Origin of the sequence: Acinetobacter sp. YH12117 (assembly GCF_013418865.1) — a bacterium.
In the GTDB taxonomy this organism is placed as follows: Bacteria; Pseudomonadota; Gammaproteobacteria; order Pseudomonadales; family Moraxellaceae; genus Acinetobacter; species Acinetobacter indicus.
This window is the reverse complement of record NZ_VPBF01000009.1, coordinates 22,927-38,760: the sequence shown is the minus strand read 5'-3', so window position 1 is coordinate 38,760 and position 15,834 is coordinate 22,927. Positions and strand designations below refer to the sequence as shown.

Annotated in this window: 12 protein-coding genes and 1 pseudogene; 9 read left to right on the top strand and 4 right to left on the bottom strand. The window is 44.8% G+C overall.

Annotated features, from left to right (window positions below; genetic code table 11):
* The first annotated feature begins 38 nt into the window (after positions 1-38).
* The 6 genes and pseudogenes from FTU55_RS05140 (at position 39) to FTU55_RS05115 (ending at position 7,413) form a co-directional block, all read left to right on the top strand.
* Positions 39-628 (top strand): annotated as a pseudogene (locus tag FTU55_RS05140) (LysE family translocator).
* Positions 629-740: 112 nt separating this feature from the next.
* Positions 741-1,310, top strand: coding sequence for a dCTP deaminase (gene dcd / locus FTU55_RS05135; RefSeq protein ID WP_005179553.1), 570 nt, complete (start codon positions 741-743; stop codon positions 1,308-1,310).
* A gap of 244 nt (positions 1,311-1,554) precedes the next feature.
* The gene (locus FTU55_RS05130; protein ID WP_180046371.1) at positions 1,555-3,015 is read left to right on the top strand and encodes a hypothetical protein; all 1,461 of its coding nucleotides are present in this window, start codon (positions 1,555-1,557) and stop codon (positions 3,013-3,015) included.
* 13 nt (positions 3,016-3,028) lie between these two features.
* Positions 3,029-3,682, top strand: a complete 654-nt coding sequence (locus tag FTU55_RS05125; protein WP_016659341.1) for a hypothetical protein — start codon at positions 3,029-3,031, stop codon at positions 3,680-3,682.
* Between the two features lie 27 nt (positions 3,683-3,709).
* Positions 3,710-5,965, top strand: coding sequence for a DUF6160 family protein (locus tag FTU55_RS05120; protein WP_180046368.1), 2,256 nt, complete (start codon positions 3,710-3,712; stop codon positions 5,963-5,965).
* A gap of 29 nt (positions 5,966-5,994) precedes the next feature.
* On the top strand, positions 5,995-7,413 hold the full coding sequence (locus FTU55_RS05115) for a hypothetical protein (RefSeq protein ID WP_127798610.1): 1,419 nt from the start codon (positions 5,995-5,997) through the stop codon (positions 7,411-7,413).
* A 55-nt stretch (positions 7,414-7,468) separates the two neighbouring features.
* Here FTU55_RS05115 and FTU55_RS05110 read toward each other — a convergent pair whose 3' ends face one another.
* The 4 genes from FTU55_RS05110 to FTU55_RS05095 form a co-directional block, all read right to left on the bottom strand.
* Positions 7,469-9,184 (bottom strand): proline--tRNA ligase, encoded by a 1,716-nt coding sequence (locus FTU55_RS05110; protein WP_127801595.1) that lies wholly within the window; start codon positions 9,182-9,184, stop codon positions 7,469-7,471.
* A gap of 97 nt (positions 9,185-9,281) precedes the next feature.
* Positions 9,282-12,386, bottom strand: a complete 3,105-nt coding sequence (locus FTU55_RS05105; protein ID WP_180046366.1) for an efflux RND transporter permease subunit — start codon at positions 12,384-12,386, stop codon at positions 9,282-9,284.
* 6 nt (positions 12,387-12,392) lie between these two features.
* Positions 12,393-13,538 carry an efflux RND transporter periplasmic adaptor subunit gene (locus FTU55_RS05100; RefSeq protein ID WP_168398133.1) on the bottom strand — a complete coding sequence of 382 codons (1,146 nt, stop codon included), beginning with the start codon at positions 13,536-13,538 and terminating at the stop codon, positions 12,393-12,395.
* A 54-nt stretch (positions 13,539-13,592) separates the two neighbouring features.
* On the bottom strand, positions 13,593-14,144 hold the full coding sequence (locus FTU55_RS05095) for a hypothetical protein (RefSeq protein ID WP_225876431.1): 552 nt from the start codon (positions 14,142-14,144) through the stop codon (positions 13,593-13,595).
* 371 nt (positions 14,145-14,515) lie between these two features.
* Between FTU55_RS05095 and pilG the strand changes: the two genes are divergently transcribed.
* The 3 genes from pilG to FTU55_RS05080 are packed head-to-tail and all read left to right on the top strand — an operon-like array spanning position 14,516 to position 15,824.
* On the top strand, positions 14,516-14,899 hold the full coding sequence (gene pilG, locus FTU55_RS05090) for a twitching motility response regulator PilG (RefSeq protein WP_005179541.1): 384 nt from the start codon (positions 14,516-14,518) through the stop codon (positions 14,897-14,899).
* 16 nt (positions 14,900-14,915) lie between these two features.
* On the top strand, positions 14,916-15,284 hold the full coding sequence (locus tag FTU55_RS05085; protein WP_005179539.1) for a PleD family two-component system response regulator: 369 nt from the start codon (positions 14,916-14,918) through the stop codon (positions 15,282-15,284).
* 3 nt (positions 15,285-15,287) lie between these two features.
* Positions 15,288-15,824, top strand: a complete 537-nt coding sequence (locus FTU55_RS05080; protein ID WP_005179538.1) for a chemotaxis protein CheW — start codon at positions 15,288-15,290, stop codon at positions 15,822-15,824.
* Positions 15,825-15,834: the final 10 nt, after the last annotated feature.

The window sequence follows — 15,834 nt, the reverse complement described above, 5'->3', positions numbered from 1 at the left end:
CTCCATTACATTTGCAGCATTCGCGCATGAGGCTGGCTATGATTTCATGGTTTTTTATTGGTTTGGTGATCACCATCTTGTTGACACCTGGTCCAACCAACACCTTGCTGGCCTCTTCCGGAATTCAGGTTGGCATCCGTAAATCTTTTCATTTAATTCCCGCTGAAGCCTTTGGTTATCTGATTTCCATTACCCTGTGGGGCATACTAATCGGGCAGGTGTCGAGCCAGTTACCGTTATTGCCTACTGTACTAAAACTGTTTAGTGCGGTTTATATCATTTATCTGGCCATCAAGTTGTGGCGTACTGCCAATGTCGAACAGCAGTTTCAGCAGCCGACCATTCGTGCACGTGAACTGTTTGTGGCCACTTTACTAAATCCGAAGGCCTTGCTGTTTGCTTCTGCAATTTTTCCGGCCATCGCCTGGACCAGCGCCGCACATTATGTGGCACATATTCTGATGTTTCTGATCCTGATTATTCCCATTGCATTTTTCTGGACCCTGATTGGTTCCTTTTTGGCCAGCAATAAAATCCGCTTAATCCGGCCAATCTGCAAAAAACAGCATCCTTGCTGCTGTTCAGCTTTTCAATTCCGTTAAGTTATTCGGCGCTTTTAAGGCTTTAAATGACCCATCTACAGCAGGCAGAAAAGTCGACTTCATGCCTGCTTATTTCCATTGGTGCCGATTTCAGTTAAAGTACAGCGCAGTAAAACATTCGCTTTTGGATAGAAATAAATGGCAATTAAGTCTGATCGTTGGATTCGCGAAATGAGCGAAAAACACGGCATGATTGAACCGTATGCACATAATCAGGTTCGATTTGATGAAAATGGCAACAAACTGATTTCCTATGGCGTTTCAAGTTATGGTTATGACGTCCGTTGTGCGCGTGAATTTAAAGTATTCACCAATGTCCATTCTGCCATTGTTGATCCAAAAAACTTTGATGAAAAAAGCTTTATTGATATTGAATCGGATGTCTGCATTATTCCACCAAACTCGTTTGCCTTGGCGCGTACAGTTGAATATTTCCGTATTCCACGTAATGTTTTAACCGTGTGTCTGGGCAAATCGACCTATGCGCGCTGCGGTATTATTGTCAATGTCACGCCGCTCGAACCAGAGTGGGAAGGGCATGTGACCTTGGAATTCTCTAATACCACCAACCTGCCTGCACGTATTTACGCGGGTGAAGGCGTTGCACAGATGCTGTTCTTTGAATCAGATGAAGTGTGTGAAACCTCCTATAAAGATCGTGGTGGTAAATATCAGGGCCAAACCGGGGTAACCTTACCGAAAGCCTGATAGTGGAAACTTAAAATAAAAACAAGCGAGCCGTTGTGCTCGCTTGTTTTTTCTCCAATTCATTCATCGGAAAAACGGGCTTTTTGGCCCGTATTTTTTTGCAATTGATAAATTATTACGCATAATGAACAACAATTATGACTTGGTAATCGCATGTTTTTAAGGATAAAAACACATAAATAAATAGCCAAGTTCTGGATAAATAAAAGAATGATGCGGAGCATCTGGGAATAGGATGGTCGAGATGACTGAATATGGAATTGGCCTAAATTTTAGAAAAAGTTGCTTAGCTGCCTTGGTCGGGATGTTGCTAAGTTCTCCTGCATATGCTTTACAGAATCTATCCGATGAACATCTGGCAAATACCACAGGTGAAGGGATTGCCTTGCTTCCTGAAAATTTCAAAATGGTATTTCAGCGCCCGAATGATGTGTCTGCGGCATCAAGTTATACCCGTAATCTCGATAATCCGGAACAATATGACACCGGTTTTATTCGCATCATTCCGGTAGGTGAAAATTACGATAATTTAACCCTCAGTCAGACTGATGCTGCCAATCAGAGAACCAAAGCGGATATTTTTATTTATGGTCTGGCGCTCTCTGAAACCAATAACAATATAAACCAACGCTATAGTAATCAGGGGTTTGATTGGGGCAGTGCTGCGAATCCCTGGTTATTTCGCGCTGGTACAGACGAAAATATCCGTCAATTTGACAGTACGAATGCAGCGACCGATATCAGTTATATTTCTTTAGAAGCTCCTTTGGCCAAAGTGGATGCTGATGATCAGGACAATAATATTAAACTTGGGCTTTGGTTAGATGCTTTTTCACGCAGCTGGAACTCAAGTAACAAGGTGGACCCGATTACGGGGGCACCTGTCACGACCAATGCGGCCAATGATCCTGACTTATTAAAAAATCAGCGAATTCGTTTGCAATTGGTGGCCAATGGTCTAAGTCTAAGTGGTTCACAGGTTCGGTTGTTTCAAACTATGCCTTCTACCAATGCGGTAGAAAGTCAGACTTTAGGTATGGCCAGTCTTATTCGTCTGAATACCAATGATAATCCTGAAGCTCTAATTTATGAAAATACCCAGGCCAATAAAGAACTGCTCAATGCCAGAGGCTTGCGTATAAGTACAGCAACCCTCAATGATGGTACCGCGGTTACGCCTGCACTCGACCGTTCTTTAGCCCCAATTTTCCATGCTGAAGAAGGTTTGTATTTGTATAGCCCCAACATCAATTTAGTGCTCGGCAATATGCACCAACCGTTTATTTTGGGCTCGGAAGGCCAGAATATTATTTTAGAAGTGACCCGTATACCGAATGTCCCTGAAATTTATAAACAGATTTATACCTATTATGCCGATATTGATGGCGATAACACCGAGATCAACCCTGCTGACTATAAAGGCTCAACCTGTAATGTTGCTTATTGTGGCTCTAATATTTCCCAAGTACTTTCAGGGGCAGGAACCACCAACTATCAGGGAACCAATGCAACACATAGCAGTATTTCAATTGGTAGTGTGACACGTGATCCGACCACGAATCTGTTAAAAGCCAACACTGCGAGTAATTCTACCGGTGTGGTATTTAGAAGTCCGCATGCAACTACAGCACCTGTAAACTTGGGCTCGGTGGCAATTGATGGTGTGCTGATCCAGCACTTGAAGTTTAAGACCACGGGACTATAAGAGGGAACTTGAGATGCTGAAAAAAATCTGTTTTCCACTGACCCTTTGTGTCAGTACATTCAGTTCTGCTCAACTGGTCAGTTTAAATCAAGATGAACTGTTAAATACGGTCGGGCAGGGCGGTGCCGATTTAAGCTGGACGCTTTCTTTAAACCATAAATATGCCAATGACATGAGTCTCAAGAATATTTCCGAACTCAGTAATGGTGAGGTCACTACGGCAAATTATCAGTATGAATGTAGCAATGATGTGTTATGCCGTTTTGCTTTTTCTCCCAATAATCATCGTGATGAAAATGGTCAGAAGTGGCTGGTGTTTAAACAGATTCAGGGCACGATTCAGATTGATAAATTCTCCTTGGAAGGCACCACCATTATTAATAAGGATAAAAATCCACAAACAGCGATGCTGCTTAAATTTTATGATCAGCATCCTCTGAAAATCAGGAATCTAGGTTTTGCGAGTCTGGCGGTTGAGTCAGGTAATGAAGGTTATTTAAACAATACCCGCTATACCACCTATAACAATGGTTCTCAGGTTCCTTCATTTGATCAGGGACAGGAACAGGGATTCATGGGACTGAATGTTCATGGCAACTTGCATCTGTCAGGAGATATTAAAATTTTCAGTTATAACTGCTCAGGAGCTGCAACCAGCCGCTGTTAAGCGTTGGGATTTCAAAAGGACATTGAAATGAATAAAACAATAAAATTAAATGTACTTGCCTTATCTATCTGTTTAGCTCAGCAGGCATACGCACTACAGCCTATTTCTGATCGTAGTCTCAGTCAGGTGACAGGGCAGGATGGTATTTCTATTACCCATGAAGTTTCGAAGGTGACAATTGATCAATTGAACTGGGTGGACTATCACAATACCGGCAGTATGAAACTGGGGATGCATGATATTGAAGTGCTCAGCTCGGGGGGGCAGAATATTAAAAGTACCCTTGATGTTGACGTTGGTACCACAGCAAATGGTGTCGGCATGCATATCCAGGCGAGTATTTCGCCATTTAAATCTACGGTTCAGAACATCATGCTCATTTGTGAGCCGAACTGTGGTGATAACCAAACAGATCAGAACCTGGGGTCTTTAAGCTTTCATACTATTTCACCGCTACGTTTTAACCTAATTACCAGTAATGGATTATTTAACCGAAATGATCTGGCTCATTTAGATTTTGAGCTTAAAAATGCCAGTATTTCTTATGGTCTAAATGGCCAGAACCTGACCTTAAAAGATTTTAACTTTAACCTGTCTGCAGATGGGTATATGTATTTGGATCAGGATGAGGGGATTGTGCTGGCAACTAAAAACAGTCCTACTGGCCAAGACCATATTGTAAATTTAGGACGGGTAGAAGATCTGACCAATGTATCCGATAACCGGTCAGGAGCAACCAATCCAGGGGTGAATATCGATTTACGTTATGGTCCAGAGGGAAGCCAGAATAACCTGATTCGTATGGGAGCTTCTGGAGCAGTGACCAATGGTAAGCTCTTTATTAATGCCAACCAGGCTGGAATTGGGAAGTTTAATACGGTTAGTCGTAATTCAGGCGATTTGACTGAAACAACACGGCAAGCCGGTGGTTATGATATAGCCGGTCCTGGTGGTTTACATCTGGGTATGTCTGCCGAATTTACCCGACAAGGCAACCCGCTACTCAATGGCAGGGCTCCGACTACACTCGAGATTGGGCATACAGGTACAGGCAGCTATGCAATTGAATTTTCTAACTTATCGCCACTTGCAGTACGTGATAGTAATAATGTTGATGACTTGACTAAACGCAACGCCTATATTGATTTTGGTGATATTTTTATTAATACCGTTCAGGCCAAATCTTTAAACTTTATTATCAATGAGAATATGCAAAAGGTGCTGGGCAGTAATACTCTAGAATTGATTTATAACATTAGCCCTGATCAGAATGCACAAAATTTAGCGCTTATTGCGGTGCGAGGTATGGATTTTCAGGCCATCGCGCGTAAGGCCAGATTCATTTCAGATAACTCGATTGATGCTATTACCGCGACTTCTGGCGAGTGGGGGATTGGTATTCCAATCTTTAACTTAAATACCAACCTGGCTTTGTATGCAAAAAATTATAGTCGTAATGGCATTGACCGTTCTGGTTTAGGCTATAACCTGGCACTTTCGACGGAAGGCTATGGTATTGACCAGAAAACAGGCGCACCAAGTACAACCTCTATTCTGATTATTGATGGTGCGACCGGTAAATACAGTGGTGAAGAAGTCAACTATTATGCGGGCCTAAGAAATATAGATGCGTACCTGAAATCGGATGGGGTGATTGGTTTTGAAGAAGATGGCATTTATGTCAAGGCAGATAACTTGCTGCTGGCTGCAAAAGCTGAAATTGCAATTGGTCAGTTGCCTGGCTCTTTATATAACTGTGCTGAAGTGGAGTGCCAGAACCGGGTAGTTCCTATCGATAACTTTGCCAGAAAAGATGACATCTTGGCTTCTTTAGCCTTCAAGCTTGATGGTAAAGGTGAACTTATGATTATTCCTGGTCTTGAGTCCACGAATGCCACACCCGATACTAATTTTTTATCTTTAAAAGCAAATTTTGAATTTAATCCGATTGCAGAGACAGATAAAGATAATCCAAGTGTTTTGGGCAGTTATATCAGCCTGATTAATGAAGACCGGAATGGCGTCGGGACTAAAACCTCCAGTGTAAATTTAAACAAAATGCAAGGTCATGTTGGTTTAGATGCCCGTGTTCTAGTGAAACAAGATACGGTGGTCTTAGATAATCAGGTGAACTTTAATTATAAAGCGACAATGCAGTCTGGATTGGGACAAGCTTTTAAAGCAGAAATGGCGATGTCTCCATCTGGAACGATGCAAAAAATTGCTGATTTTGCCATTCCTGGTGGCAATATGCGTAGCACTTTAGGGATCACACCACGCTAAGTAGATGAAATTGGCTTAAGGATTTGAGTATGAAAAAAACAATAATGTGGGCTCTTATAGGTTCAGCTTTATCCATGACGAACACAAGTCATGCCTTATCTGTGCTTGAAGATGCTGAATTATCGGATGTGACAGGACAGGCTCTATTTTCTGTCGTGAAAGAAACAGATGCTAGTCAAGGTTTAGATTTTTTTAAACTGGGAATTGATGCTGAGTTATCACTAAATGCCAATATTAAATCCTTGCAACTTGGCTGTGGCGGTGAAAATGGTGCGGGTGCTTGTGATATTGATATCTCTGCACTGTCATTGGGCTGTGTGGTGGGCGCGAGTGGAAATTGTATTACCTTACCTACCAATATTGCAGGACAGCCCAAAGGCCAAGATTTTGATAACAGTTTAAGTAATCAAAAAGAGTTAAGAGATTTTGTCTTAACGAATCCCTTTTTCCAATTTGCGATCAAAGGAGGCGACCAAGCTGCAACTCGTGAAGTGGTCGGGGTAAGAGTGGGTGCGGATAAAGCCCAAGGCCCGATGAGCATTGGTGCTATGAATAATTTTAGTGGTTATTTAACTGGAATCAATAATTTATATATTCAGGCACAAACCAATGTGGCGGTTACCTGTAAGCAGGGAACAGCAAACTGTTCCGATGCAGATGCTTCAAAGTATTCTCAAGATTTCGTTGGTGATTATGGTCTTCTTGCTGGTGGGAAAAAGCAACAATATGAAGCAAGTGCATATTTAGGGGTTAAAAATGCTGAAATCCTTAATCTTCTTTTTGGTGCTGTAACTGTGGAATATCGTGACCAGACGATTAATACAGCAGCAGCTCAACGGGAAAACTTAGGTATTGTCGCAAACGGAAATCGTATGACCCAAGTACAAATCCATGGTTTGCAATTAGGAAGCTTGGTCGATGAAGTTGTACAAAATCTGACAATTAACCAAATGTGTACCGGTCATGATCCTGGCAAGTGTAGTGCTATTGGTACAGAAACGATTGGAAATACGTTATTGCCTTTATTACGTACAGGAATTCAAATTTATATGAAACAGGAAACATTAAAAGGTTTAAATCTTCCTGTTCCTGAGCAAGGTACTTTGGAGCTGGATGGTGCTTATAGTACTAAACTCACCAATTTATTAAATGCCTATGTCTTGCCTTATAATTTAGGCAATGTACATCAAATTGATGTTGACTCTAACTTGTTTGGTATTGCCTTAACTTCTTTAGGGAATGGTATTCGTTTCCCTGGTTTTGCTGAGGATGCAAAAGCAACCAAGGGATGGTCAATGTATTTAGAAGATGCTTTTACGATTAATATTAATCAGCCTTTAACTACCTTAATGTCCAATATTGTACAAACCGGTTTGGCTGCTCAAGGGAATATTACAATGCTTGAGCAACCATACCGTAATTGCTATGGCAGTATGAAATTCTGCTAAGCCTTAAAACTAAAAAATCCCGCTGAAGCGGGATTTTTTTATAAGCCAAGATTTATTATTTTGCGAGCTTCGCCAATAACTCATCTTTGCTTAAGTTGGTTGATTCAGCATCACGACGACCTTTGTATTCAAAAGTACCCGCATCTAAGCCTTTTTCACCAATCACAATACGGTGTGGAATACCGGTTAACTCCAGATCAGAGAATTTCACTCCTGGGCGTTCATTACGGTCATCCAGTAGTACATCATAACCGGCAGCACTTAATTCTGCATATAAGGCTTCTGCAGCTTCTAATGTGCGCGGTGACTTGTGTGCATTCATTGGTACAATTGCGACTTCAAATGGAGCAATGGCAGCTGGCCAGATAATCCCTTTCTCATCGTAATTCTGTTCAATTGCAGAAGCCACGACACGGGTCACACCAATACCATAACAGCCCATGGTTACTACAAATGGTTTGCCATCTTCGCCTAACACTTTACAGTTCAGTGCTTCAGAATATTTTTGGCCCAGCTGGAAAATATGGCCCACTTCAATTCCGCGTTTAATTTGAAGTACACCTTTACCATCTGGAGATGGATCGCCTTCCACCACATTACGAAGATCATAGACCTCAGTAAACTGTGCATCACGCTCCCAGTTCACACCCGTAGCGTGTTGATCTGCGGCGTTGGCACCTGCAACAAAGTCAGACAAGACAGAAGCAGCACGATCGACAATCACGGTCATGCCTTTTTCAACTAGACCTTGTGGGCCCACAAAACCAGTGGTCAGGCCAAGCGCAGCAATTTGCTCTTCAGTGGCGAAGGTTAATGGCGCTGCAATTAAAGGATGCTTTTCAGCTTTAATTTCATTCAGTTCATGGTCGCCGCGCAGGAACAGGGCAATCACCGGAACAGTGCCATTTTCATCGGCAATGCCTTGTACCAGTAAAGCTTTAACAGAATGTGCAGGATCCGTACCGAGGAAGCTTGATACATCCGCGATGGTCTTTTGATTTGGAGTATCTACAACAGTTAAGGCTTGGCTTGGCGCTGCGCGCTCACCGACCAGAATCGCTTCCGCCATTTCAATATTGGCTGCGTAATCTGATTCAGTCGAGAAGGCGATATCATCTTCACCGCTGTCTGCCAGAACGTGGAATTCATGGGAACCTGAACCACCAATTGAGCCGGTATCGGCCTGTACCGGACGGAAATCCAGACCAAGACGGCTAAAGATCCGGCAGTAGGTGTCATACATGACATCATAGGTTTCTTGCAAAGAAGCCTGATCAACGTGGAAAGAATAGGCATCTTTCATGATGAATTCACGTGAACGCATCACCCCGAAACGTGGACGGATTTCGTCACGGAATTTGGTCTGAATCTGATAGAAGTTCATTGGCAGCTGTTTGTAACTTTTCAGCTCAGTGCGTGCCAGATCGGTAATCACTTCTTCATGGGTTGGGCCCAGCACAAACGGGTTGTTGTGACGGTCGGTAAAACGCAGTAATTCCGGACCATATTGCACATAACGGCCTGATTCTTCCCATAACGATGCAGGCTGGGTCACTGGCATAAAGGTTTCTAAAGCGCCGGCGCGGTTCATTTCTTCACGGACAATCGCTTCGACTTTATTTAATACGCGTACCCCCATCGGCAACCAGGTATACAGACCTGAAGCCAATTTACGGATCATCCCCGCACGTAACATGAGCTGATGTGAAATCACTTCAGCATCATTTGGGGTTTCTCTTAACGTAGCAAACAAAAAGCGACTCGCGCGCATGGAAACTGTCCTGATAATTAATCGTGAAAGCAGAGATTATACGATAAAAAAATGAGGTGAACATTCGGAATGTCACCTCATTGTGTTTTCTTCTGGCTCAAGACATCAGTTTGCGGCTTTGGCGCAGCATGAAATTCTTGAAATCATCCAGATAGGTGAAGATGACGGGCACCACCACCAGCGTGAGCAGGGTCGAGGTAATCACCCCGCCAATTACCGCATGGGCCATGGGCGCACTCTGTTCGCCGCCTTCACCCAGACCGAGTGCCAGCGGGACCATGCCCATTACCATGGCAGACGTGGTCATTAGAATCGGGCGTAAACGGGTTTTACCGGCCTGAATAATCGCCTCATAACGCGGCTCACCTCTGTCCATGGCCTTTTTAATAAAGTCGATCAGCAAGATGGCATTCTTGGTGACCAGTCCCATCAGCATGATAATCCCGATAATCGAGAACAGGTTCATGGTGGAGTTCAGCAGGAACAGCGCCAAAAACACCCCAATCAGCGACAGTGGCAACGAGGCCATAATCGCAGCTGGGTGAATAAAGCTGTTAAATTGCGAGCCCAGCACAATATAAATAAACACAATCGACAGGGTGATGGCGGTCAGTGCATAACCTGCGGACTCAGCCATATCGGCATTGGAACCTTGGGTATCGAAGCTGTAACCCGGCGGCAATTCAAAGTTATTTTGAATGGCTTCAATGTCCCGGCCAATATCACCAGCTGGGCGACCTGCGGTATTGGCTTCGACCAGAACCTCACGGGCCAGATCACGACGGTTAATCTGTGAAGCGCCGAGGTTTTCTTCAAAGCTGGCCACACTGGCCAACGGCACCAGAATGGCTTGACCATTGGCATCGGTTTTTTGTGAGGTCAGCGACATTTGCTGGACATCACCCGGCAGGCTGCGGCGGTCTTCAGTCAGACGGACATTTACATCATAGGTTTCGCCGTTTTCATCTTGCCAGGTGGTGACGTCATCGCCGGCAATCAGCGGACGAATCACGTTGGCAATCTGGTTCACAGAGAGGCCTAAATCACTGGCCAGTACCCGGTTGATTTGCACTTCCAGTGTTGGTTTCGGTTCTTTCAAGGAGCTTTCCAGATCGACAATACCGTCTACTTTGGCAATTTCCAGCATAAAGCGGTCGGAAATCTGTTGTAGCTGGTTTAAATCCGGCCCTTTAATCGAAATCATCACCGGTTTTTGCCCGCCTGATACGGTTTCATCCGCCGAGGCCACCGAGGTGACACGAATGCCAGCCACGGTTTGCAGGCGTTCACGGAATTCATTGTTCAGCTCGGTCAGGGTTTGTTCACGTTCATTGCGCGGCGTAACCCGTACGCGTAAATTGACATGGTTTTTACCGCGATCAGTCAGGCTGTTAGCCGAACCATAGGTAGAAATAACCTGTGGATGCTGGCGAATAATCTGATCGACCTGTTTCAGTTTGGCCTGTGAATATTCCAGCGAGGCATCCACCGGAGTTTCAAATTTAATGCGGATTTCACCTTTGTCCGGTACCGGTACAAATTCGGTACCAATCAGTTTGGATAAACCGAGTGCGCCAAATAACGAAGCTACGGCAATCAGCAGGGTAATCAGACGGAACTGTAAGGCCAGTTTCAGCAGCTTTTCATAGACATGACTAAGATTGTCCAGTTTGGTGGAAATCCAGTTCAGGAAACGTTTCACCCGGCCTGGCTGTTTGTTGGTTTTTTTACGCTCGGCCCAGTGTGCCGATAGCATCGGGTCCAGGGTAAAGCTAACAAACATGGAAATCAGAACTGCGGTACTGACCGTGACCCCAAACTGATAGAAGAAACGGCCAATAATCCCGCCCATAAAGGCCACCGGCAGGAATACCGCAACAATGGTCAGGGTGGTGGCCAGAACCGCCAGACCAATTTCTTTGGTGCCATCCAGCGCTGCGGTAACGTGGTCTTTGCCCATATCGGCATGGCGGACAATATTTTCCCGTACCACAATTGCGTCATCAATTAGCAGGCCAATACTTAAAGACAGGGCCAGCAGGGTCATCATGTTGATGGTAAAACCAAAGGCCCAGATAAAGGTCAGTGTGCCGAGCAGGGCAATTGGCAGGGTCAGGCCGGTAATGGTGGTGGAGCGGAAAGAGCCTAAAAACAGCAGGACGATCAGAACCGCCAGTGCTGCACCTTCAATAATGGTGCGGGCCACATCACGGATACTGCCGCGAATGCCTTTGGAACTGTCGACCACCACTTTGGCTGTGGTGCCCTCAGGCAATTGCTGCTGAAGGTCATCGAGCACTTTATAGGTGTTATCGACCACCTCAATGACATTAGAATCTGAACTGCGCAGAATATCCACCGCAACTGCAGTTTTACCATCCAAAAAGGCACTGGACTCCAGTTCAGCCTGGCTGTCCTGAACGTCGGCGACCTGTTTCAGATAAATCGGTGCACCATTTTTATTGGCAATAATCAGGTCCCCAAAGGCCAGCGGATGGATGACCTTGGAATTAATTTCAACCACCAGCTCGCTATTGGCCTGTTTCAGGGTGCCACCCGGCACTTCAACATTTTCTGCTTTTAATGTATTGATGACCTGATCTACACCAATCCCGAAACTTTGCAGTTTTTCCGGCTGTACTTCAATCCGGATCTGGCGCTGTGCATCACCGAGTAAGTTGACTGTTCCCACCCCCGGTACGGTGCGCAGTTGCGGCACAATGCGCTGGTCCAGATAAGCACTTAAATCACGCAGTGACATCTGCTCGGATTCAAACACAATCGACATAATCGCGTTAGCCGTCGGATCGTAACGCTCCACCACCGGGTCCTGGATTTCATCGCGGAATTCGGCGGTGACACTGGCAATTTTATCGCGTACATCCTGCGCTGCTACGGCAGAAGATACATCCAAGTTGAACTCGGCAATAATGGTGGAGAGGCCTTCACTGGACTGGGAAATCACCTGTTTAAGACCGGAGATAGTATTGATCTGATCTTCCATTTTCTTGGTAATTTCAGATTCAACCGTTTCCGGCGAGGCGCCCGGATAGTTGGTATAGACCACCACAAACGGAAAGTCGACATCCGGAAATTCTTCAACGCCCATACGCTGCCAGGAAGCCAGGCCCAGCACCATCAGACACAGCATCATCATGACCGTAAAAACGGGATATTTGACACTAATTCGGGTAAACCACATAGTTTTCTATCCTGAGGCGTTTTCGGCGGTCTGGCTGATGCTGACCGGTTGCTGTTCATTCTGCGGACTAAACTTGACCCGACTCACTAAATCGCCGGCCTGCAATCCGCTTACAATGGCGGTATTGTCACTATAGCGCTGCTCGAGCACGTGAATATCAACCCGGACAATCTTGTTCTGGCGAATGGCCCAGACATAAGGTTTGTTTTGTATATCCTGAATGGTGTCTAAAGGAATCAGCTGACCAGAAATCGAGTTGGATGAAACAATATTGCCTTCAACAAAGGCACCGATGCTGAGCGAGTTGATGGATTCATTGGGTGTGGCAAAAAACTCGATCTGACGGCTGGCCAGATCGGCAATCGGAGATACCCGGCTTAAGGTGGCGGTCAGCTGGGCCGGATTGCCCTGAATTTTATATTCAATCTTTTGGCCGACCTTGAGCGCAGACTGCTGGTCACTTGGCAGTTTGGCCTGAATTTCCAGCCGGTCCGGATTGACAATTTCAAACAGGGTCTGGCCGGCAGAAACCGTCTGGCCGGGTTCGACCTGACGCTGGGTAATCACGCCGCTAATCGGGCTGAGAATGGTGCCATCACGGTCGGCTTTTTCGGCAATATCGACGTTGGCCTGCTGGGCACGGACATTTTCCAGCTGGGCACGATAATCTACCTGACTTTGTTCATATTCAACTTTGGAAATAAAGCCCTGATTCAGCAGGCGACGTTTACGCTCCATCATCACCCGGGCCTGATTGGCTTGTGCCTGCGTGGAGGCAAGGTTGGCGCGTGCTTGCGCCAGACGCGCGGCATTATCCTGATTGTTTAAACGGACCAGCACCTGACCTTTGCTAACCCGCTGACCCACTTGCGCATTGACTGCACTGGCGGTGGCAGTGACCTGTGCCTGAATGCTACTGTGTTGTACGGCACGAATAGTGCCGGTAAAGGCAGATTTGGACACCGAGTCGCCGGTTTGCACGGCCACCACATCATCCTGAATCAGTTCAATGGTTTCTGGTTCGCTACGGGCCTGTTCCGGTTCTGAGTTCTGGCAGGCGGTCAGCAGCAGGCACAGGCAAAGTGTACTGAGGCCGAGTAGGGGCGTACGAAAACGGGTAGAAGTATGTGATATACGCGGTGCTGGTCGCATGCATATTTATCCTTATTTTTCTTGTCACATGACAATTCAATTAAAAACTTCACTTTATTCAAGTGCTTTTAAGCGAGTAATAATTCTGTCGTATTCTGCCTGTGTTTTTCGATAGCTCGTTTGTAACGATTGAATCTGCTGTCTTTTCTGATTTAAGTTGGTCAGGTTGTTGTTTAAATTGTTTTTCAGCTGTTCCGGGACCGGTTTGACTTTGCGCAGATATTCCATTTCCTGACGTTTAAACACAATCCGGTCATTCTGTAATTGTTTTAACTGTTCCTGCTGAAAGGCAATCTGCTTTTTAATATGTGCCAGCGCATTGTCACGTTGCTGGGTAGCAATATGACTGTTGGTATAGGCTTGTTTTAGTTTTAAATCCTGCTCGCGCTGACGGGCCTGCGCGGCACGTTGTGGCGCCTGACGGGCATCGGTTTCGCTATTATAGGGACGCGCGCGCTGAATCACCTGCATATTGCGGTCCAGCGCCTCATAGCCATAGCGGATATGGTTTGGCGTAACGTTACTGCTGATATTGGCCACGCCGTTTTTATCGTAGTAGCGATACCAGGCCGGCTTGTTATCGGTATTGGCAGACAGCTGTCCCATCTGTAAAGCCAGCAGCAAGCCCAGTAATGATTTACTGAACAATGATGTATGCGCCCTTTTTGTGAGAGCTTTTTGAAAAAAAGTACGCACAAGCTTCCCCGAGATAAAGTTGACTAATTTACTTATTTTTAAGTCTTTAAACTGTTATATTAGACCAGAATCAGAAATTTAAAAAATACAATAGACAAAAAAAAATCAATGGTCATGGAAAAGTGTGAAGCAGTTATACAAAGTTTCTATAAAGTGTAGGTTTGGGCAAAAACTGTTCATTGAAACCTAAAGTAAAGATATGTTAAAAATAACCATAATTATGTAAATAAAATTCTACTACACCGAATTGCTTGTACAAACAAAATGGGAAGGGTCATTAAATGGACGATAAACTCCAAAATCTAAAAGTCATGGTGATTGATGATTCAAAAACCATTCGTCGTACAGCTGAAACTTTATTACAGCGTGAAGGCTATGAAGTGGTCACTGCCGTCGACGGTTTTGAAGCATTGTCTAAAATTGCCGATGCAAATCCGGATATCGTTTTTGTTGACATCATGATGCCACGTCTAGATGGCTATCAAACCTGCGCATTAATTAAAAACTCGCAAAACTACCAGAATATTCCAGTCATCATGCTGTCCAGTAAAGATGGTCTGTTCGATCAGGCCAAAGGCCGCGTGGTGGGTTCAGATGAATATTTAACCAAACCTTTTAGTAAAGATGAGCTTTTAAACGCGATTCGTAATCACGTAAGCGCATAACTCGGGGAATATAAAGATGGCACGTATTTTAATTGTAGATGATTCTCCAACAGAAACATTCCGCTTCAAAGAAATTCTGACCAAGCATGGTTTTGAAGTGCTTGAAGCAGCCAATGGTGCAGACGGGGTGACCATGGCACAGGCCGAGCTTCCTGACTTGGTGCTGATGGATGTGGTGATGCCGGGTGTAAACGGTTTCCAGGCGACCCGTCAAATTGCCCGTGGGGATACCACCAAGCATATTCCAATTGTGATCGTGAGTACCAAAGACCAAGCCACTGACCGCGTTTGGGGGAAACGTCAGGGTGCCAGCGATTATCTGACCAAACCTGTAGATGAACAACAATTAATAGACGTTATTAATCAACACCTGAATGCAGGATAACTTATGGCCGCAAATGGATTTATCGAATTACTTCGGTTGTCTAAACGGGGAAATAAAAACTACGTTACAACTGAAAATGAAGTAAACCGATGGTCTGGCATTGCGTTTGAGATGATGGGGCAATATTTCGTTGCCCCGTTGGGGGAGGTCACTGAAGTTATCTATCCGCCAAAATATACGCCGGTACCTAACACCCAGAACTGGGTCATGGGACTGGCCAATATCCGGGGCCGATTACTCTCAGTTTCAGACTTGGCACATTATGTTTCTGGACATAGCAGTGCTTATTCACCGACTCAAAAAGTAATGTGTATTAGTCATCAAGACCATTATGTCGGTTTGGTTGTAGATCAAGTTTTGGGGATCCAACACTTTAATAAGAAAAGTTTCTTTTCTAAACACAATGATTTAGATAGTAATTTACAAGAATATTGTCAGGGGTATTTCCACCAGCATAACCAGCAATGGCATATTTTCTTATTTAGTCGTTTATTGCAAAACCCAAAATTTATGAACGCATCTATAAAATTTATAAATTAACTATCGCGTA

Bases quoted from the DNA above. Each gene is read 5' to 3' on its own strand.
- FTU55_RS05110 (WP_127801595.1), bottom strand. From the start codon at position 9,184: ATGCGCGCGAGTCGCTTTTTGTTTGCTACGTTAAGAGAAACCCCAAAT.
- FTU55_RS05105 (WP_180046366.1), bottom strand. From the start codon at position 12,386: ATGTGGTTTACCCGAATTAGTGTCAAATATCCCGTTTTTACGGTCATG.
- FTU55_RS05095 (WP_225876431.1), bottom strand. From the start codon at position 14,144: ATGGGACAGCTGTCTGCCAATACCGATAACAAGCCGGCCTGGTATCGC.
- FTU55_RS05120 (WP_180046368.1), top strand. From the start codon at position 3,710: ATGAATAAAACAATAAAATTAAATGTACTTGCCTTATCTATCTGTTTA.
- pilG (WP_005179541.1), top strand. From the start codon at position 14,516: ATGGACGATAAACTCCAAAATCTAAAAGTCATGGTGATTGATGATTCA.
- FTU55_RS05130 (WP_180046371.1), top strand. From the start codon at position 1,555: ATGACTGAATATGGAATTGGCCTAAATTTTAGAAAAAGTTGCTTAGCT.
- FTU55_RS05085 (WP_005179539.1), top strand. From the start codon at position 14,916: ATGGCACGTATTTTAATTGTAGATGATTCTCCAACAGAAACATTCCGC.
- FTU55_RS05125 (WP_016659341.1), top strand. From the start codon at position 3,029: ATGCTGAAAAAAATCTGTTTTCCACTGACCCTTTGTGTCAGTACATTC.
- FTU55_RS05080 (WP_005179538.1), top strand. From the start codon at position 15,288: ATGGCCGCAAATGGATTTATCGAATTACTTCGGTTGTCTAAACGGGGA.
- dcd (WP_005179553.1), top strand. From the start codon at position 741: ATGGCAATTAAGTCTGATCGTTGGATTCGCGAAATGAGCGAAAAACAC.
- FTU55_RS05100 (WP_168398133.1), bottom strand. From the start codon at position 13,538: ATGCGACCAGCACCGCGTATATCACATACTTCTACCCGTTTTCGTACG.
- FTU55_RS05115 (WP_127798610.1), top strand. From the start codon at position 5,995: ATGAAAAAAACAATAATGTGGGCTCTTATAGGTTCAGCTTTATCCATG.